This is a genomic window from Microbacterium sp. RURRCA19A (assembly GCF_900156455.1).
In the GTDB taxonomy this organism is placed as follows: domain Bacteria; phylum Actinomycetota; class Actinomycetes; order Actinomycetales; family Microbacteriaceae; genus Microbacterium.
Window position 1 is genome coordinate 142,828 of sequence record NZ_FTNQ01000003.1, and the last position, 18,361, is coordinate 161,188.

Here is an 18,361-nt window from a genome sequence, read left to right on the forward strand (position 1 = left end):
AGCCACCCCCGACGTCGCGGGCGCGCCGCTCTGCGAGAATGCCCGGATGCGTGAGTTCCTCCAGGGCGCGGCGATGCTCCTGCGCGGCCTCGGCCAGTGGCGTCGCTCACCCGGCGCCATGGCGCTCGGCCTCATCCCCGGCTTCCTTGTCGGTCTGGCCTTCGGCGCCGCCCTGGTCGGCTGGGCGGTTCTCCTGGGCGAGGTCGTCGACGACTGGACCCCCTTCGCGAACACGTGGGACCCCCTCTGGGCCACGGTCCTGCGCACCGCGATCGTCGTCGCCTCCTTCGGCGCCGCCGCGTTCCTCGCGATCGTGTCGTTCACCGCCGTCACCCTCGCCGTCGGCGAACCGTTCTACGACCGCATCTGGCGGGCCACCGAGCTCTCCGCCACGGGCAGGATCCCGGAGGCCGAGTACGGCTTCTGGCGCGCCGTCGGAGACGCGGTGCGCCTGATCGTGCGGGGCGTGTTCGCCGCGCTCGCCGCCTGGCTCGTCGGCCTCATCCCCTTCGTCGGCGGACCGCTCGGCTTCGTGGTCGGCGTCCTCCTCACCGGCTGGCTCCTCGCCGACGAGCTGACCTCCCGCGCCCTCTCCGCGCGCGGGCTGGACCGCCGCGCGCGTCGAGCCGTGCTCCGCGAGAACCGTGCCCGCGCCCTCGGCTTCGGGGTCGCGACGCAGCTGTGCTTCCTCATCCCGCTCGGCGCGGTCGCCGTGATGCCGGCGGCGGTGGCCGGAAGCACCCTGTGGACGCACGCGGCGCTCCGCGAGACGCCCGCCGGGGCGCACCGGACGCCCGACGCGGCACGATAGCCTGGAGCGACCGAAGGGATCCCCTATGTTCATCGTCTCGCTCATCCTGTTCGTCGGCGGCATGCTGCTGTTCGGTCTGTCGTTCTCGACCGCCGTCCCCGCGCTGCTCTTCGCCCTCGGCATCCTGCTGGTCGCTGCTTCGCTGGCGCTGCCCTTCCACTTCGGCACCCGCTGATCCCCCACTCGGTGCCTTTCTCGTTCGACGACCTCCGCCGCTGGCCCGACCTCGAGGGTCCGGATCTGGTGGCGGTGGATGCCGCCGACCGACTGATCCTCGACGAATCCGAGGCCGCGCGCGCCGACGTCCCCGAGGGCGGCCTCGTTGTCATCGATGACGCGTACGGGGCCCTCACGCTCGGCGCGGCCGCCACGGGGGCACGCGGCATCCGAGTGCACCAGGACGCCCTGACCGGCGAGCGCGCGCTCGAGGCGAACGCCGAACGCGCCGGGCTCGACGCGACGTTCATCCACCACCCGCTGGACGCCGGGCTCCTCCGTGACGCGCGGGTCGTCCTGCTCCGACTCCCCCGCGCCCTGCGCGCGCTCCACGACATCGCCGGACTCATCGCCGCGCACGCCCACCCCGACGTCGTGGTGTTCGCCGGTGGCCGACTGAAATACATGACGCCCACGATGAACGACGTGCTCGGCGAGCACTTCACGCGCGTCGACGTCACGCACGCGCGGCAGAAGTCGCGCGTCCTGGTCGCTCGCGGGCCGCACGACGGCGCCGACCCGCAGCCCGAAGCGGCGACCGTCGACGGGCTCGAGGTGCGCGCGTTCGGCGGGGCGTTCGCCGGGGCGTCGATCGACATCGGCACGCGTCTGCTGCTCGCCCACCTCCCCGACCCCGTCGACGGCGCGATCGACTTCGCCTGCGGCACCGGAGTCGTGGCCGCGGCGTGGGCGCTGCGGCATCCCTCCGTCCACGTGGTCGCGACGGACCAATCCACCGTCGCGGTGGCCTCGGCCCGCGCGACGGCCATGGCCAACGGTGTCGCCGACCGGATCGAGGTCGTGCGCGACGATCTGCTCGCCTCGCGGCCGGATGCCAGCGCGTCCCTCATCGCCCTGAATCCGCCGTTCCACACGGGCGGGGCGATCACCGAGAGCATCGCTCCGCGCATGTTCGCCGACGCGGCACGGGTTCTGCGCCCCGGCGGCGAGTTGTGGACGGTGTGGAACTCCGCGCTGCAGTACCGTCCGGCGTTGGAACGCCTCGTCGGTCCGACGCGTCAGATCGCGCGCGACCGCAAGTTCACGGTCACCGTCTCGACCCGCCGCTGAGCCTTCGCCGGTGGGCCCCCACCCCGCGTCCCACTTCTGACGACGCATGTCCCAAAAATGGTCAACCACGCACCCCGCAGCCAACCACAAGTGGGACAAGCTCCCCAGGTTCAGCCCTTCCCGCCTGGCGGGCCGACCACGAGCAGCACCACGAAGATCAGCGCCACTGCAGCGAGGATCAGGATGCCGAGCACCCAGGGCCGCCGCAGGAAGAAGCGCAGCAAGCGGTCGAGCGGGCGGTGATCGCGCGGGTCGTCGCCGGCCTCGAGTCGCCAGGCGCCGCGCAGCCGGCCCGTCCGGTGCAGCCACACTTCGGTCGGAACAGTGGCGTACGGGATCACGGCGCTGACGATCGCGACGGCGGCGGGCCCGAGTCCCCAGCGCTGGTTCAGCGCGACGAGCACCGCGGTCGCACCGTACGCGAGGAAGACGAACCCGTGGATGCCACCCCCGATCGTCACCGCGATCGACAGGTCGGCGGTCGCGCGCAGGATCAGCCCCGCGATCAACAGAGTCCACGAGATCGCCTCGGCGATCGCGAGCGTGCGAAACAGGGTCAGGGGCGTGCGGAACACGTCTCTCCTCGTTCGGGTCGGGCTTCCCACCCTACGGAAGCACGATCGCGGCCACCCGCCGCACTGTTCGACGTCGAGGCAGCGCGGAGTCATCCGTCGTCGGACGTACCGTCCTGCGGAGTCGGTGACGACACCCCGACCCCGGGCAGCGCCACGACGGCGTGTCGTCGCCCGACTCCGCCCGACGGCACGCCTCCTCGGCACCCCACCGGCGAACCCCGCCGCGGAGTTCCGCGGCGACACACCGGTCCATACCGGTCACTCTCGGCGTGTCCTCCCGGGAGTCCGCACGACGGTACAGGCGGAGCAGCCCGCGGACGCCGCGTAGGCTGGTCCGGTGGCGGAATCCCGGGGGCGCGTGTGGACCGGGGTCATCCGCATCGGTCCGCACGGCGGCGCCCATCGGGTCGCGGCTCGGGCCGCGCTCAGCGTCGGCGTGCCTCTCCTGGTCCTGCTGCTGATCGGGCGCCTCGACCTGAGCGTCTACGCGTCGTTCGGCGCTTTCGCCGCGCTGTACGGCCGACTCGATCCGCCCCGCACGCGTGTCCGGATGCAGGCGACGGCCGGCGGCATCCTGGTCCTGTCGATGCTGCTCGGCACGCTGCTGTCGGCGCTGTCGGCTCCGCCGGTGGTGAGCGTGGTCGTCGTGGCTGTGCTCGCCGCGGCGGTGACCTTGTTCGCGTACCGGGCGCAGTGGCATCCCCCCGGCGCGTTGTTCACGGTGTTCGCGGCGGGGGCGTGCGCGAGCTTCCCCGCGACGGCGGCGACGTTCGGGCTCGTGCTGCTGGTCGGACTCAGCAGCGTCGCGTGGAGTCTGCTGGTGACGACCGCGTTCGTCCTCGTGCGACGCGGGTCGTGGCGCCGCCCGTCCCGGCAGGCGCCACCGATCGGGCCGGTCGCGTGGGAGATGACGGCGACCGTCGGGGTCGCCGCGCTCCTGGCCGGTGTCGCGGGCACGCTGCTGATCGGGACGCACTGGTACTGGGCGATGGTCGGCGCGGTGGCCGCGGTCGGCGGCGCGCACGTGACCGCGCGGCTCATCCGCGGGACTCAGCGACTCGTCGGCACCCTCGTGGGTGTCCTCATCGCCGCGGGACTGCTCGCCCTGCACCTTCCCCCGTGGGCGATCCTGGTCGTGGCCGTCCTGATGCAGGTGGGGGCCGAGCTGTTCGTGGGCCGCAACTACGGCATCGCGATGGTGTTCATCACGCCTCTCGCGCTCCTGATGATCTCGCTCGCCTCCCCCGCCACGCCCGGAATGCTGCTGCGCGACCGCGTGCTCGAGACGGTCATCGGTGTGGCCGTCGGCACGGTCGTCGCGATCGTTTCCGCGGCGCTGCGGCGCCGCTCGTCCGCCTGAACCCGAAGGAGACCCCGGATGCCGGGACCCGCCCCCGTCGCCCTGACCGTCGTCGGCGCGATCAACGTCGACCTCACCGCTCGCGTGGAGCGCGCACCCGGCCCCGGCGAGACGGTCGCCGACGGGGTGCTGCAGCGCGGCCCCGGCGGCAAGGGCGCGAACCAGGCCGTCGCGGCCGCGCGCCTCGGCGCCCGGGTGCGGATGGTCGGTGCCGTGGGCGATGACCTCGACGGACGCGGGGTGCGCGAGCAGCTGGCATCGGTCGGTGTCGACGCGACGACCGTGCAGACCTCCGACGCGGCCACCGGCACCGCGCTCATCGTCGTCGACGCGACCGGCGAGAACTCGATCGTCGTGTGCGCCGGGGCGAACGCCGCGATCGACGCCGACGCGCTCGGAATCGAGCCGGGTGCCGCGGTGCTCGCGCAGTTGGAGGTCTCGGATGCCGTGATCTCCGCCGCCGCGGAAACCGCCGGGTTCTTCGCCCTCAACGCCGCCCCCGCGCGCCCGCTCCCCGCCGGGGTGCTCGAGCGCGCCGACCTCGTCATCGTGAACGAGACGGAGTACGCCCAGCTCCCCGAGGTGCACGACGCTCCCCTGCTGTGCGTGACGCTCGGAGCCGAGGGGGCGCGGCTGTACCGGCACGGCGAGCTCGTCGCCTCGGCACCCGGCGTCGCGACGACCGTCCGCAACACCGTCGGCGCGGGCGACGCGTTCTGCGCGGCGCTGGTCGTGGGTCTGCTGCGCGGCGACACTGAGGGTGCCGCGCTCGCCCGCGCCTGCGTCGTGGGCGCCGCCGCCGTCGCCGACGACGCGTCGCAGCCCGCCCTCGAGCCGCTCGACGCGTACGGGGTGTCCGCGTGAGCCGCCGCCCGATCCTCGTCGACTGCGACACCGGCATCGACGACGCGCTCGCCCTCGCGTATCTGTTGGCCGAGCCAGCGGTGGAGATCGTGGGCGTCACGACGGTCTCCGGGAACACGGATGCCGCCCGCGGCGCCGCCAACACCCTGACGCTGTTCGAGCTCGCAGGTGTCCACGACATCCCGGTCGCCGTGGGCGCGCACCACTTCCGCGGGCGCGACTACGCGGGCGGCGCGCCACACGTGCACGGCGAGGACGGCGTCGGCGGCATCGCGTGGGCCGCGGCCGGCCGCTCCCCCGATACCCGCGCCGCCGTCGAGCTCATCGATCACCTCGCGGCACGGCATCCGGATCTCACCGTCCTCGCCCTCGGCCCGCTGACGAACCTCGCCGCGTACGCCGAGAAACCGGGCGTTGCGTCCTTCGACCGGCTCGTCGTCATGGGCGGCGCGTTCGGCCACTCGGGCAACGTGACCGCGTGGGCCGAGGCGAACATCCACAACGACCCCGAGTCGGCCGCGGTCGTCTTCGCGCAGGACTGGGACACCACCCTCGTCCCCCTCGACGTCACGATGACGCAGACCCTGGATGCCACCGACCTCGTGCGCCTCGAAGCGATCCCGGGCGCCGTCCCGCAGGCGCTGGCCGCGATGCTGCCGGCGTACCTCGACTTCTACGAGGGCCGCGTCTTCCCCGACCGCCGCTGCGCTCTGCACGATCCCCTCGCGGCGATGGTCGCGGCCGGGGCGCTGCGCGGCGTGAGCGTCGCGTCGGGGCAGGTCGAGGTGCGGCTCACCGGCGGGGAGCGTGGGCGCACCGTCTCGTCGCGCGCGTCGTCGACGCAGCGTTGGGTGCGCGGTATGGAGGGGTCTGCCGTGGAGGTGCTCCTCGGACGGCTGGAGGGGCGGGTGTGGCCGGGCTGAACCGCTCGTTGCGCCGGCCGTCCGCCAGCGCCATGATGTCCTCGTTCACAGGAACTCCAACGGGGGAGGAACCATGGCAGGCAAGTACGAGCTCTACAGCGACAAGGCGGGGAAGTTCCGCTTCCGCCTCAAGGCCGCGAACGGACAGGTCATCGCCGTGAGCGAGGCCTACGAGTCGAAGGCGTCGGCGCACAACGGCATCGCTTCGGTGAAGGCCAACGCCGATTCGGAGACGGTCGATCTGACCTGAACGGCGACACCTCCACGAGCCACTCACACGGCGTTGAGAGCCTCGAGGAATGCGCGCGCACCGAACGCTGCGTCGGTGCGAAGGGATTCCGCGCTCTCGGCGTCTCCGCTCGCGATCATCGTGTCCGCGAAGATTCCCGCCCAGGCGCCACGGGGATCCGTGAACTTCGTCATCGCCGCGACGATGTCGTCCGGCGTCGCGAATTCCGATGCGACGGCGAGTTGTCGACTGACCTCGTAGGCCGCGGCACGGGCTCCTCCGAGCTCGTTGTAGAGAACGACGTACATCAGGTCGTACTTGTCCTTGGGTAGCATCCGGGATCGCGCAGCGGCGGCTTTGGCAAGGAGATATCCGCCCAGGTTTGCAAATCGAAGGCTGACGGTGGTCGGGGCGGCCGGTAGCTGTCTCCGGACCGCGTCGGACACGGTCAACGAGCGACGTACCGGGTTAATCAGGGCCGGCGCCGGCCCCGCCAGTTTGCTCGCGACGGCCAGCCGTGAGCCGGGAAGCGCAACAGAATCGGCGGTGTGATCCCAGACGTCGCAGAGAAATTCCAACCTCACACGAGCGTCATCGACGATGGCATCCCAGCGCCATCGATTTGAGGAGGAGAATCCTCCTTGCACGAGGGCCTCATCCAGCCACGAGAAGTCGCCCCCGGACGTGTCGGTCTCGAATCCGAGAGCGAAGAGAAGGTCGACGTCCGTTGTGCCCTGATGGGGGGTCGGCGCGGAGGGCGCAAGGAAATCCGGATTCAGCCCACCGATGACGACGAACTCGCCGACGTTATCGCCCGCGAGCAGCGCAAACCGCACGAGCGCGTCTTCCGCCCGCGCCCGCGCCGCCCGGGATCGAGCTTCAAAATCCAATGACAGCCTCGCGAAGATGCTCGGCCGCTTCGGCGTGACGCCCACCGCGTCGCAGCAGATCAGCGTATGCGCGCGCGGGAGAAACGACGGGCAGGCCTTGGACAGGACCGATCTGACGAGAGAGATCGAGGACGTAGGGCGGGGCCGTGTACACCCGGATGCGTCCGCGGGACGGAACCTCTGTCAGGTCTGCCTCTCTACTGAGAAGCGCACCCGCGTCAACGGCGTGTGGAGTATCCACGTAAATCTCGAGAGCATTCACGCTGTTCAGAAAGGGAGCCAGCGCGTCGGAATACACTTCCCCCGTCACAGCCCACGGCACTTTTCCGAGAGCCCTCTCCACGCATTGCAATGACTCTCCGACATCGCGCCAGGGCACGTGGAACTCAATCGAGCTGGGCTGCTCGAACCGGGAGAGTTCACCGGCCCAGTCGCTGAGCAACCGCCCCGGCTCGCGGAACTCGCGAGCCGCGGAGCTTCCTCGTTCCGCGCCGGTTTTCGTGGTGTACCCCTGTTCATCGAAATGACGCAGTATCCGGGCCGAATGAGCGAGCGACACCCCGCTCACCTGGGCAACCTCGTACACGCGGTCGAGAGCACCCACGTCGTTCCCCTGGCGGAACACCTGCCAGGTGAGCAACGTCTCACCGATGGCTTCCGCCGCAGCTGACCAACGGAACGGGCGACGCGCATCTACGGGGACAGGCTCACGACGCGCGATGTAGATTGCGCCTGGTACGACGATGACGGCGCGCCCGCTCTGATCCGCCCACGAGAGGTGTTCGGCTTCCAATATCTCTTGTGCACCGGGACTGATCCGCCGTGCCGTGACGACCGGGACACGGCCGCCCCGTAGGACATCTCCATGCGCGAGCTCGTTGCGCACGCGTTTCACGTCTGCGGGCAACCCCTGACCCACCCAGAGGGGAAAGAACCTCGCGCGTACGCCCTCGCCGTCAACGACAACGTCGTCCCCTTGGATCTCGGGGTTCAGCTCCCGAGGGAGGACGCGTGTCAGGAGGGAGAGGCCGGGGTTCTGTCGCGTCACCATGGTTAAGATCATAGTTGGAGATAATCGAGTATTGTCGATTTAACTATCGAACTACCCCACCGTGATAGAACGAGGGGCCCCACGCGATCACTCGCGCGGGGCCCCTCGTCACAACCGGATCAGAAGTCCCAGTCGTCGTCTTCCGTCGCCTCGGCCTTGCCGATGACGTACGACGAACCCGACCCCGAGAAGAAGTCGTGGTTCTCGTCGGCGTTCGGCGACAGGGCCGACAGGATCGCCGGGTTCACGTTCGTCACCGACGCCGGGAACATCGCCTCGTAGCCGAGGTTCATCAGCGCCTTGTTGGCGTTGTAGTGGAGGAACTTCTTCACGTCCTCGCTGAGGCCCACCGAGTCGTAGAGGCTCTGGGTGTAGTGCACCTCGTTGTCGTACAGCTCGTACAGCAGCGAGAACGTGTAGTCCTTGATCTCGTCGCGGCGGGCCTGGTCGACCTGCTCCAGACCGCGCTGGAACTTGTATCCGATGTAGTACCCGTGCACGGCCTCGTCGCGGATGATGAGGCGGATCAGGTCTGCGGTGTTGGTGAGCTTCGCGCGGCTCGACCAGTGCATCGGCAGGTAGAAGCCCGAGTAGAACAGGAACGACTCCAGCAGCGTGGAGGCGACCTTGCGCTTGAGCGGGTCGTCGCCACGGTAGTAGTCCATGACGATGTGCGCCTTCTTCTGAAGGAACTCGTTCTCGGTCGACCATCGGAACGCCTCGTCGATCTCCTTCGTCGAGCACAGCGTCGAGAAGATCGACGAGTAGCTCTTGGCGTGCACCGACTCCATGAACGCGATGTTGGTGTACACCGCCTCCTCGTGGGGCGTGATCGCGTCAGGGATGAGCGAGACCGCACCGACCGTGCCCTGGATCGTGTCGAGCAGGGTCAGGCCCGTGAACACGCGCATCGTCAGCGTCTGCTCGTCGGGGGTCAGCGTGTTCCACGACTGGATGTCGTTCGACAGCGGCACCTTCTCGGGCAGCCAGAAGTTGTTGACGAGACGGTTCCAGACCTCGAGGTCCTTGTCGTCCTGAATGCGGTTCCAGTTGATCGCCTGAACGTGGTTCAGCAACTGCAGCTTCTCAGCCATGGTGTCCTCAATAAGAAATCGTGATCAGCGGATCAGAGCATGCACGAGACGCACTCGGTCATGTCGGTGCCCTCGAGCGCCAGCTGACGGAGGCGGATGTAGTAGATCGTCTTGATGCCCTTCTTCCACGCGTAGATCTGGGCCTTGTTGATGTCGCGGGTGGTGACGGTGTCCTTGAAGAACAGCGTCAGCGACAGACCCTGGTCCACGTGCTGCGTGGCGGCGGCGTACGTGTCGATGACCTTCTCGTAGCCGATCTCGTAGGCATCCTGGTAGTACTCCAGGTTCTCGTTCGTCATGAACGGCGCCGGGTAGTAGACGCGACCGAGCTTGCCTTCCTTGCGGATCTCGATCTTCGACGCGATCGGGTGGATCGAGCTCGTCGAGTTGTTGATGTACGAGATCGAGCCCGTCGGCGGAACGGCCTGCAGGTTCTGGTTGTAGATGCCGTACTGCTGGACGGATGCCTTCAGCTCGCGCCAGTCGTCCTGCGTCGGGATCTGCACGCCGGCGAAGAGCTCCTTGGTCTTGGCCGTCTGCGGCTCCCACACCTGATCGGTGTACTTGTCGAAGAACGCGCCCGACGCGTAGGTGGAGTTCTCGAAGCCGTCGAAGGCCGTGCCGCGCTCGATCGCGAGACGGTTCGAGGCCCGCAGCGCGTGGAACAGCACCGTGTAGAAGTAGATGTTCGTGAAGTCGATGCCCTCTTCGGAGCCGTAGTGGACGTGCTCGCGAGCGAGGTAGCCGTGCAGGTTCATCTGCCCGAGGCCGATGGCGTGCGAGCGGTCGTTGCCGTCTTCGATCGAGCGCACCGAGGCGATGTGGCTCTGCACGCTGACGGCGGTGAGGGCGCGGATGGCCGTCTCGACCGTGAGGCCCAGGTCGCCGCCATCCATCGCCAGGGCGATGTTCATCGAGCCGAGGTTGCAGCTGATGTCCTTGCCGATGGTGTCGTACGACAGGTCTTCGTTATAGGTCGTGGGGGTGTTGACCTGCAGGATCTCCGAGCACAGGTTCGACATGTTGATGCGACCGGCGATCGGGTTGGCCTTGTTCACCGTGTCCTCGAACATGATGTACGGGTAGCCCGACTCGAACTGGATCTCGGCGAGGGTCTGGAAGAACTCGCGCGCGTTGATCTTCGTCTTCTTGATGCGCGGGTCGTCGACCATCTCGCGGTACTTCTCGGTGACCGAGATGTCGCCGAACGGCTTGCCGTAGACCTTCTCGACGTCGTACGGCGAGAAGAGGTACATGTCCTCGCCGTTCTTGGCCAGCTCGAACGTGACGTCGGGGATGACGACACCCAGCGACAGGGTCTTGATACGGATCTTCTCGTCGGCGTTCTCGCGCTTCGTGTCGAGGAACCGCAGGATGTCGGGGTGGTGCGCGTTGAGGTACACCGCACCGGCGCCCTGACGCGCGCCGAGCTGGTTGGCGTAGCTGAAGCTGTCTTCGAGGAGCTTCATCACGGGGATGATGCCGGAGGACTGGTTCTCGATCTGCTTGATCGGCGCGCCCGCCTCGCGGATGTTCGACAACAGCAGGGCGACGCCGCCGCCGCGCTTGGACAGCTGGAGGGCGGAGTTGATGCCGCGGGCGATCGACTCCATGTTGTCTTCGATGCGCAGCAGGAAGCAGGAGACGAGCTCGCCGCGCTGCGCCTTGCCGGCGTTGAGGAACGTCGGGGTCGCGGGCTGGAAGCGACCCGAGATGATCTCGTCGACGAGCTGCACTGCGAGGCGCTGGTCGCCGTCGGCGAGCGCGAGGGCGGTCATGACGACGCGGTCCTCGAAGCGCTCGAGGTACCGCTTGCCGTCGAAGGTCTTCAGCGTGTAGCTCGTGTAGTACTTGAACGCACCGAGGAAGGTCTCGAAGCGGAACTTCGCGCCGTACGCGCGGTCGTTGAGCTCCTGGATGAACTCCATCGAGTACTTCGCGAGCACGGTGGGCTCGTAGTACTCCTTCTCGACCAGGTAGTCGAGACGCTCCTTGAGGGAGTGGAAGAAGACGGTGTTCTGGTTGACGTGCTGCAGGAAGTACTCCCGCGCGGCGCGCTTGTCGGCGTCGAACTGGATCTTCCCGTCGGCGTCGTACAGGTTCAGCATCGCGTTCAGGGCGTGATAATCCAGCCCCTCGAAACGCGCCTCGGTCTTGAAGTCCACGTCGCTCAGCCCTACTTCCACCACAGTTCCAATCCTTCGGTGACGCGCTCGACGTCTTCTGGTGTGCCGAATACTTCGATGCGATACAAGTGCGGCACGGAACACTTGCGGCTGATGATGTCTCCGGCGAGGCAGAAGGCGTCGCCGAAATTGGTGTTGCCCGCGGAGATGACCCCGCGGATGTGGCGTCGGTTGCGCTCCTCGTTGAGGAAGCGGATGACCTGCTTGGGGACGGCGCCCTTCTCGACACCGCGGCCGACGCCGCCTCCGTAGGTGGGGGTGACCAGGACGTAAGGTTCGTCGACGTGGAGCGGTGGGTCCGTCGGTCGCAGGGGGATGCGTACAGCCCGCTTGCCGAGCTTCTCGATGAAACGTGCGGTGTTGCCCGACACGCTCGAGAAGTAGACGAGCAGCGGAGCCTCGGTCTCCGACAGGACAGCGCTCATGAGAACCCTCTGAGCCCGCCCGGATCAGGCCAGGCGCGAAGCCAGCTCGTCGATCTTGTCGGGACGGAAGCCCGACCAGTGGTCCTCGTCGGTGATGACGACGGGGGCCTGCAGGTAGCCCAGCGACTTGACCTGCTCGAGGGCCGCGGGGTCCTCGGTGACGTCGAGCACGTTGTACTCGATGCCCTTCGAGTCGAGTGCGCGGTAGGTCGCGTTGCACTGGACGCAGGAAGGCTTGGTGTAGACGGTGATCGCCATTCTCGTTCTCTCTCTCCCCTGGAAATCTTCGTCCGGCCGCTCAGGGCGGGCCGGGAGCTCAATACTACATATGGGGACGGACATCGGGGGGAACCACAAGGGGTAGTAGTTACACGGATGTGATTTTCCACCGCTCTCCCCATGTACAACACAGGTTGTCCACGATTTCATCCACAGGGAACGCACCGATCTCGACCTCGTCGAGGCCCGTCGTTCCGCGGATCCCGCGCCTCGTTCCGGCATCCATCCACAGTTCGGACGCTAGACGGGGGTTCCGACATCGCACAGGGGGTGGATATCGCCCCTCGGCGTGTCGCGGCGTGTCGCTGCCCGGGCAGACCCACAGCACCGACCGTCGTGTCGGAGGCACCCGGTACCGTGGTGCAGTGGCCGGCTACCGCGTACTCCTCAGAACCCCGGGCGTGGGGCGCATCATCGCCGCACAGCTGACGGCTCGATTCCCCAACGGCATGATCAGCCTCGCGGTGCTCCTGCACATCGAGCACATCACCGGCTCCTACGGCGCCGCGGGTCTGGTCCTGGCCGCGACGAGCGTGGGCCAGGCGGTCGCAGGCCCCGTCACGAGCCGGTGGATGGGCCGGTGGGGCATGCGCCGCGTCCTCTCCGTGACGCTCGTCCTCTGCGCGGCGGCGATCGCGGCGATCGCCCTGCTGGTCGTGCCGCTACCGGTGTACATGGCGCTCGGCCTGGTCGGTGGTCTCTCCACTCCCCCGGTGCAGTCGGCCGTGCGCACCATCTACCCCAAGATGGTGCCCTCGTCGCAGCTGACGCCGCTGTACTCGCTCGACGCGTCGCTGCAGGAGATCATCTGGGTGCTCGCCCCCGTGGTGATCACCCTCGTCGGCACCCAGGTGGGAACCGTGCCGGCGCTGCTGCTCATCGTGGTGATCCTGCTCGGCGGCGGCACGTGGTTCATCCTCAGCCCCGAGGTGGGTCGCGTCCGCATCCCGCGCAGCCGACGCGCCCTCGGGACCGTTCTGCGCAAACCGCCGGTGATCCTCGCCACGGCGACCGGTTTCCTGCTGGTCGGCGCGTGCGCGGCGGTCGAGGCCGGCGTCGTCGCGACCTTCAACCACGGCGGACTCGAGGCGGGCCTCATCCTGGCGGTGTTCGCGGTCGGCAGCCTCGCAGGCGGCCTGTCGTTCGGCCACATCCCGATCGGCCGCTGGGCGATGGCCCGGCGTTTCGCGATCGTCACGGTCGGCCTCACCCTGACGATCGTGTCGCTGAACGCGTGGTGGCTCGGGGCGACGCTGCTCGTCGCGGGCGCGGGCATCGCCCCGGCCCTGGCCGTGATGTTCGCCATGACCTCGGCCAGCGTGCGCTTCAGCGAGACCGCCGAGGCCTACGGCTGGATCGGCACGGGACAGCTCATCGGCGCGGCGGCGGGTTCCGCCGTGGCCGGTTTCCTCGTCGACGGCGCCGGTCCGCAGGGCGCCTACATCGCCGCCGCCGGGTTCGCCGCCGCGGGGCTGCTCGTGTCGGTGCTGTTCGTCCGCGGCTTCCCCGACCTGCGCCACCGCGACGCGAGCCCGATCCCCGACACCGAACCGGTGCACACGATCACCTGACGCACGCCCCGCGCACCGCGCAGCACGCCCGATCCGTCCGCCGGCACGCCCGCGAGCCCGGACGGCGAAGGCCCGTCAGCGCAGCCGACGCAGCAGCTCCAGCACAGCGAGCGCATACGCGTCGGCCGGTTCGGGGTGGTCGAAGACGAGCGTCGCGCCGCCGATCGAGATCTCCACCTCATGCGTGTCGGACAGCCGACGCAGCGACCGGAAAGACGACCGCAGCATCTCCCGCAGCTGCGCCTCGGACGGCAGCCACAGCGCGTCCTCGGTCGCCACCGAGTCCAGCGCCCACTCGGTGGTGCCGTTGAACGCCAGGATCCGCCCCGTCGGGTACTCGCGCGGCTCCACCGTCATCTCGCTCACGGTGAAGACGTCCGCCTCGAACTCCGGCTCGTTCAGCTGGAACCGGTCACCCGAGCGCGGATGCCAGACCAATCCGGCTTCGCGCAGGGCCAGGGCCATCTCGGTCGAGATCATGGCATCCATTCTGGGGGCGCAAGGCCCGGGCGGGGTCGCGGTCGCCGACCCGACAGAATGGATGCCATGCCTGCTCCCGTGACCCTGCCCCGCCTCTCGTGGGGCGATGTCGACCGGCCCGCCGTCCTGCTCGCTCACGGGCTCGGATCCGACGGCGCACTCATGTGGCGGTTCGGAACCGCCCTCGCCGACGCGGGGTGGCATGCCGTCGCCGTCGACCTGCGCGGTCACGGGGACGCGCCCCGCACCCTCGACTACACGCTCGCGGCGTACGGGGCGGATCTGGCCGCGACCCGTCCCGACAGGGGAGGTGCGTGGGACGCCGTGGTCGGCCATTCGCTCGGCGGCGCCGCGGCCACCCTCGCCGCCGCGGGCGATCCGGCGTGGACGCGTCGGTTGGTGCTCATCGACCCGGCGATCCTCCTCGCCGACCACGACCGTGAGACCGTGCGCGCGAGCCAGGAGCAGTCGTTCGCCGATCCGACCGTGACCGCCGTGCGGGCGGAGCACCCCCACTGGCATCCGATCGACGTCGAGCTCAAGGCCCGGGCGACGCAGCGCGCGAGCCGGTGGGCGGTCGAGCAGACGAGCCTGCAGAACCCGACGTGGGACGTCCGACCGGCGGCAGCCGCCCTCTCCGTCCCGACGCACGTGATCGGCGCCGACCCCGCCGTGTACTCGATCTTCACGGGAGCGCTGGCCGACGAGGTGCGCCGGAACCCCGTCGTGTCGATGTCCATCGTCTCCGGCGCCGGGCACTCCCCGCACCGCGATCGCCCGGACGAGACCGTCGCCGCCCTGCTGGCGGCGCTCGGCTGACGCCCGCCGCCGCGATGTCGGATCGGAGGACCAGAATGGATGCCATGGCCTCCGCGTTCGACCCCGCTCGGTTCCTCCCCGACGACCTGATCGCCCGGCTGCGCGAACGCGCACCGGTGCACGATCGCGAGAACACGTTCCCGCACGACGACCTCGACGACCTGCGCGCCGCCGGGTACCTCGGCATCCTGGCGCCCGTGGAGTTCGGCGGAGCGGGGCTGTCGCTCGCCGAGGCCGCGGTGCTGCAGCAGCGGCTCGCGGGCGCCGCCCCGGCCACCGCGCTCGCGGTGAACATGCACCTGGTCTGGACCGGCGTCGCGAAGGTGCTGCGCGACCGGGGACTCGACGATCTCGCGTTCGTGCTGCGGGGAGCCGCGGTGGGCGAGGTCTTCGCGTTCGGCATCAGCGAGGCCGGCAACGACCTCGTGCTGTTCGGCAGCGACACGGACGCCGCGCCCGACGGGCAGGGCGGCTACCGCTTCACCGGCACGAAGATCTTCACCTCCCTCTCCCCCGTCTGGGACCACCTGGGCGTGCACGGACTGGACACGACCTCCCCCGACGCACCGAAGATGGTGTTCGCGTTCCTCGACCGCGACGACGACATCGTCGCCCGCGACGACTGGAACACGATGGGGATGCGCGGCACGCAGAGCCGCACCACCGAATTGCGGGGTGCGCATGCGTCAGCGAATCGCGTCGTGCGTCGCCTCGATCCGGGCCCCCAACCCGACCCGCTCGTCTTCGGCATCTTCGCGGTGTTCGAAATCCTCCTGGCCTCCGTGTACACGGGGATCGCCCGCCGCGCGCTCGACCTCGCGGTGGACACCGCGCGGGCACGACGGTCGAAGAAGACGGGGGCGAGCTACGCGGCCGACCCCGACATCCGCTGGCGCATCGCCGACATGGCGCTCGCCTACGATGCGCTGCCCCCGCAGATCGCAGCGCTCAGCAACGACGTCGACGAGCGCGTCGATCACGGCGCCCGCTGGTTCTCGCTGCTCGCGGGGCTCAAGCACAGAGCCGTCACGGCGGCCAAGGCCGTCGTCGACGACGCCATGCTGGTGGGAGGCGGGTCGGCGTACTTCGCGACCACCGAGCTGAGCCGTCTGTACCGCGACGTGCTGGCCGGGCAGTTCCATCCGTCCGACCCCGAATCCGCCCACTCGGCTGTGGCGACGGCCTGGCTCGGGCCGGTCGACGCCTGATGGCGCGCACACCGACGGCGCTGCTGAGCCCGGCCGATCAGGAACGTCGGCGGGCGCTCCGCCGCATGAAGGGGGTCGCCCTCGGGGCTCTCCTGGCCATGGCGGTCGTGTTCGGCGTAGCCTTCGCCTTCCAACGCGACGTGGAGTGGCTGCAGTACGTCCGCGCCGCCGCGGAAGGCGGAATGGTCGGCGCTCTCGCGGACTGGTTCGCCGTGACGGCGCTGTTCCGGCGGCCCCTCGGACTCCCGATCCCGCACACGGCGATCATTCCGCGCCGCAAGGACGAGATCGGGCAGCAGCTCGGGGAGTTCGTCGAGACCAACTTCCTCGAGGGCGGCGTCGTCCGCACCAAGCTCGAGGCGACGCCGCTCGCCGCGCGGGCGGGCGCCTGGCTCGCCGACCCCGCGCACGCCGAACGTCTGGCGGCGGAGGGTGCCACGCTCGCGTCGAGCGTCCTGCGCGCCCTCAGCGACGACGACGTCCAGGGGCTCATCGAAGACCTCGCGCGGGAGCACCTGCTGGAACCCGATTGGGGTCCGTCGATCGGCGGATGGCTGGAACGTGTCGTCGGCGCCGGCGCGCATCACGGTGCGGTCGACCTCGCGCTCGACAACATCGCGGTGTGGCTCGCGAACAACCGCGAGATGTTCCAGGGGCTCGTCTCCCAGCGGCTCCCCTCGTGGGTGCCGAGCCTCGCGCACCGGCTCGTCGACGACACCGTCTACCGCGAAGCGGTGGGCTTCGTCGATGCGGTGCGCGCCGATCCGCGCCACCAGGCGCGCGGGGCGATCGATCAGTACCTCGCCCGACTCGCCGACAATCTGCAGCACGATCCGGCCACGATGCTGCGCCTCGAAGGCGCAAAAGCCTCGATCTTCGACAGCCCCCGGGTCCGTGGACTCGCCGCCGACGCGTGGAACACCGCCAAGACCGGTCTCCTGCGTTCCCTCGCCGAGCCCGACAGCGCGCTGCGCCGTCGGGCCGCGGCGGCTCTCGCCGACGTCGGCGTGCGGCTGCAGAACGAGGAATCGCTGCAGCGCCGTGTCGACGGCTGGGTCACCGACGCCGCGGTCTTCCTGGTCGAGCGCTATCGCCACGACATCGCGTCGATCATCACCGACACCGTCGAGCGCTGGGATGCGGCCGAGACGACCGAGAAGATCGAGCTCATGGTGGGCCGTGACCTGCAGTACATCCGACTCAACGGCACGATCGTGGGTGCCCTCGCCGGCCTCGCCATCTTCACGATCGCGCATCTCGCCTGGGGTTCCTGACGCGGCGACGCGGAGAGAAACCTGCTGCCGTCGACGCAGCCGGATGGGTACCCTGAGCGCGTGAGCTTCGGTTCGGGGGCGGAGTCCCTCTTCGTGTACGGCACTCTCCAGTTGCCCGAGGTGCAGTTGGACACCTTCGGCAGGCTCCTCTCGGGGGAGGCCGACGTGCTGCCCGGGTTCCGGCTCGAGTGGGTCGCCATCGACGACGATCGCGTCGCCCAGCTCTCGGGGTCGGACTCGCACCCGATCCTCCGCCGGACCGACGATCCACGCGATCGGGTGTTCGGCCGCGTGCTCTCCCTCACCCCTGAGGAGCTGGATGCCGCGGACGAGTACGAGGTATCGCTGTACCGCCGCGTCTCGGTGCTGCTGGCCAGCGGCATCCGGGCGTGGGTCTACGTCGGCCACTGACGCCCCTCATCGCACGGGACACGCCGTCGGCGCCAGCCCGCACCCCGCGGGCTCCACGTCGATATCCTCGTCTCGGATGCCGGCTGTACCTCCGCGCTCGTGCGCGCTCCGCGTCCGACTCCTCAGTGGCAGCGAAGCGGAGAGACGATGATCCAATTGATCCTGGCCCGGCACGCCAAATCGGACTGGGCGGACGAAGGACTGGACGACCACGACCGCCCGCTGAATGACCGGGGGCGCCGGGATGCCCCGTTCATGGCACGGTCGGCCCTCCGCCGCGGCGTCCGACCGGAGGCTCTGCTCTCCAGCACGGCGGTGCGGGCACGCAGCACGGCAGAGGCCTTCGCGGAGGAGTTCGAGGTCGAGGTGAGCGAGCGGCCCGAGCTCTACCTGGCCGAACCCGACACCCTCCTGGAGGCCGCACGGACGAGCGGTGCCCGCGAGGTCATGGTCGTCGCCCACGACCCGGGCATGAGCGAACTCGTCTCCCGGCTCGCCGCGCGCGACGTGCGGATGGTCACCTCGGCTGTGGCGATCTTCACGTGGCACGACGGCGAGTGGAGCGACGTCGGCTCGGCGGCGCCCGACGAGTTCGAGCTCCTCACTCCCTGAGCGGCGCCCGCC

At 69.4% G+C, this 18,361-nt stretch carries 21 protein-coding genes; 13 read left to right on the forward strand and 8 right to left on the reverse strand.

The window, feature by feature from the left end; genetic code table 11:
* Positions 1 to 46: 46 nt before the first annotated feature.
* The 3 genes from BW982_RS13050 to BW982_RS13055 are packed head-to-tail and all read left to right on the forward strand — an operon-like array spanning position 47 to position 2,098.
* Positions 47 to 811 (forward strand): EI24 domain-containing protein, encoded by a 765-nt coding sequence (locus BW982_RS13050; RefSeq protein ID WP_076493970.1) that lies wholly within the window; start codon positions 47 to 49, stop codon positions 809 to 811.
* A 25-nt stretch (positions 812 to 836) separates the two neighbouring features.
* Positions 837 to 986, forward strand: a complete 150-nt coding sequence (locus BW982_RS18275; RefSeq protein ID WP_175611103.1) for a hypothetical protein — start codon at positions 837 to 839, stop codon at positions 984 to 986.
* Positions 987 to 997: 11 nt separating this feature from the next.
* Positions 998 to 2,098: a class I SAM-dependent methyltransferase gene (locus BW982_RS13055; RefSeq protein WP_175611104.1), complete on the forward strand. Its 1,101-nt coding sequence runs from the start codon at positions 998 to 1,000 to the stop codon at positions 2,096 to 2,098.
* Between the two features lie 110 nt (positions 2,099 to 2,208).
* Here the strand turns inward: BW982_RS13055 and BW982_RS13060 are convergent, their stop codons facing one another.
* Positions 2,209 to 2,673 carry a DUF3817 domain-containing protein gene (locus BW982_RS13060; protein ID WP_076493973.1) on the reverse strand — a complete coding sequence of 155 codons (465 nt, stop codon included), beginning with the start codon at positions 2,671 to 2,673 and terminating at the stop codon, positions 2,209 to 2,211.
* A 337-nt stretch (positions 2,674 to 3,010) separates the two neighbouring features.
* Here BW982_RS13060 and BW982_RS13065 point away from each other — a divergent pair, with 337 nt between their 5' ends.
* The 4 genes from BW982_RS13065 to BW982_RS13080 all read left to right on the forward strand — a co-directional run bounded on the left by BW982_RS13065 (position 3,011) and on the right by BW982_RS13080 (position 6,070).
* Positions 3,011 to 4,033: an FUSC family protein gene (locus BW982_RS13065; RefSeq protein ID WP_076493975.1), complete on the forward strand. Its 1,023-nt coding sequence runs from the start codon at positions 3,011 to 3,013 to the stop codon at positions 4,031 to 4,033.
* Between the two features lie 18 nt (positions 4,034 to 4,051).
* A complete protein-coding gene (locus BW982_RS13070; protein WP_076493976.1) occupies positions 4,052 to 4,897 on the forward strand; it encodes a ribokinase in 846 nt (281 codons plus the stop codon).
* Entirely contained in the window at positions 4,894 to 5,820 is a 927-nt protein-coding gene (locus BW982_RS13075; protein ID WP_076493978.1) for a nucleoside hydrolase, read from the forward strand. Before BW982_RS13070 ends, BW982_RS13075 begins: the two co-directional genes overlap by 4 nt.
* Before the next feature lie 73 nt (positions 5,821 to 5,893).
* Entirely contained in the window at positions 5,894 to 6,070 is a 177-nt protein-coding gene (locus BW982_RS13080; RefSeq protein WP_076493979.1) for a YegP family protein, read from the forward strand.
* A 23-nt stretch (positions 6,071 to 6,093) separates the two neighbouring features.
* Here BW982_RS13080 and BW982_RS17835 read toward each other — a convergent pair whose 3' ends face one another.
* The 6 genes from BW982_RS17835 to nrdH all read right to left on the reverse strand — a co-directional run bounded on the left by BW982_RS17835 (position 6,094) and on the right by nrdH (position 11,953).
* A complete protein-coding gene (locus BW982_RS17835; protein WP_139327449.1) occupies positions 6,094 to 6,984 on the reverse strand; it encodes a hypothetical protein in 891 nt (296 codons plus the stop codon).
* On the reverse strand, positions 6,929 to 7,990 hold the full coding sequence (locus BW982_RS13090) for a hypothetical protein (RefSeq protein ID WP_139327450.1): 1,062 nt from the start codon (positions 7,988 to 7,990) through the stop codon (positions 6,929 to 6,931). The genes BW982_RS17835 and BW982_RS13090 overlap by 56 nt, the downstream gene beginning before the upstream one ends.
* 119 nt (positions 7,991 to 8,109) lie before the next feature.
* A complete protein-coding gene (nrdF, locus tag BW982_RS13095) occupies positions 8,110 to 9,084 on the reverse strand; it encodes a class 1b ribonucleoside-diphosphate reductase subunit beta (protein WP_076493984.1) in 975 nt (324 codons plus the stop codon).
* A gap of 32 nt (positions 9,085 to 9,116) precedes the next feature.
* Positions 9,117 to 11,273, reverse strand: coding sequence for a class 1b ribonucleoside-diphosphate reductase subunit alpha (gene nrdE, locus BW982_RS13100; protein WP_076493985.1), 2,157 nt, complete (start codon positions 11,271 to 11,273; stop codon positions 9,117 to 9,119).
* Complete coding sequence (gene nrdI, locus BW982_RS13105) at positions 11,261 to 11,695, reverse strand: class Ib ribonucleoside-diphosphate reductase assembly flavoprotein NrdI (RefSeq protein WP_076493987.1); 435 nt, start codon at positions 11,693 to 11,695, stop codon at positions 11,261 to 11,263. The genes nrdE and nrdI overlap by 13 nt, the downstream gene beginning before the upstream one ends.
* Positions 11,696 to 11,719: 24 nt before the next feature.
* Positions 11,720 to 11,953 (reverse strand): glutaredoxin-like protein NrdH, encoded by a 234-nt coding sequence (gene nrdH / locus BW982_RS13110; protein WP_022878810.1) that lies wholly within the window; start codon positions 11,951 to 11,953, stop codon positions 11,720 to 11,722.
* Positions 11,954 to 12,339: 386 nt separating this feature from the next.
* Here nrdH and BW982_RS13115 point away from each other — a divergent pair, with 386 nt between their 5' ends.
* The gene (locus BW982_RS13115; protein WP_076494349.1) at positions 12,340 to 13,545 is read left to right on the forward strand and encodes an MFS transporter; all 1,206 of its coding nucleotides are present in this window, start codon (positions 12,340 to 12,342) and stop codon (positions 13,543 to 13,545) included.
* A 75-nt stretch (positions 13,546 to 13,620) separates the two neighbouring features.
* Here BW982_RS13115 and BW982_RS13120 read toward each other — a convergent pair whose 3' ends face one another.
* A complete protein-coding gene (locus BW982_RS13120; RefSeq protein WP_076493989.1) occupies positions 13,621 to 14,025 on the reverse strand; it encodes a pilus assembly protein CpaE in 405 nt (134 codons plus the stop codon).
* Between the two features lie 66 nt (positions 14,026 to 14,091).
* On the opposite strand from BW982_RS13120, the gene BW982_RS13125 reads away from it, so the two are divergent.
* The 5 genes from BW982_RS13125 to BW982_RS13145 all read left to right on the forward strand — a co-directional run bounded on the left by BW982_RS13125 (position 14,092) and on the right by BW982_RS13145 (position 18,349).
* On the forward strand, positions 14,092 to 14,844 hold the full coding sequence (locus BW982_RS13125) for an alpha/beta fold hydrolase (protein ID WP_076493990.1): 753 nt from the start codon (positions 14,092 to 14,094) through the stop codon (positions 14,842 to 14,844).
* 44 nt (positions 14,845 to 14,888) lie between these two features.
* Positions 14,889 to 16,052 (forward strand): acyl-CoA dehydrogenase family protein, encoded by a 1,164-nt coding sequence (locus BW982_RS13130; RefSeq protein WP_139327451.1) that lies wholly within the window; start codon positions 14,889 to 14,891, stop codon positions 16,050 to 16,052.
* Entirely contained in the window at positions 16,052 to 17,326 is a 1,275-nt protein-coding gene (locus tag BW982_RS13135; protein ID WP_076493994.1) for a DUF445 domain-containing protein, read from the forward strand. The genes BW982_RS13130 and BW982_RS13135 overlap by 1 nt, the downstream gene beginning before the upstream one ends.
* A gap of 60 nt (positions 17,327 to 17,386) precedes the next feature.
* Entirely contained in the window at positions 17,387 to 17,737 is a 351-nt protein-coding gene (locus BW982_RS13140) for a gamma-glutamylcyclotransferase family protein (protein ID WP_076493995.1), read from the forward strand.
* Positions 17,738 to 17,884: 147 nt separating this feature from the next.
* Complete coding sequence (locus tag BW982_RS13145) at positions 17,885 to 18,349, forward strand: SixA phosphatase family protein (protein WP_076493997.1); 465 nt, start codon at positions 17,885 to 17,887, stop codon at positions 18,347 to 18,349.
* The last annotated feature ends 12 nt before the right edge of the window (positions 18,350 to 18,361 follow it).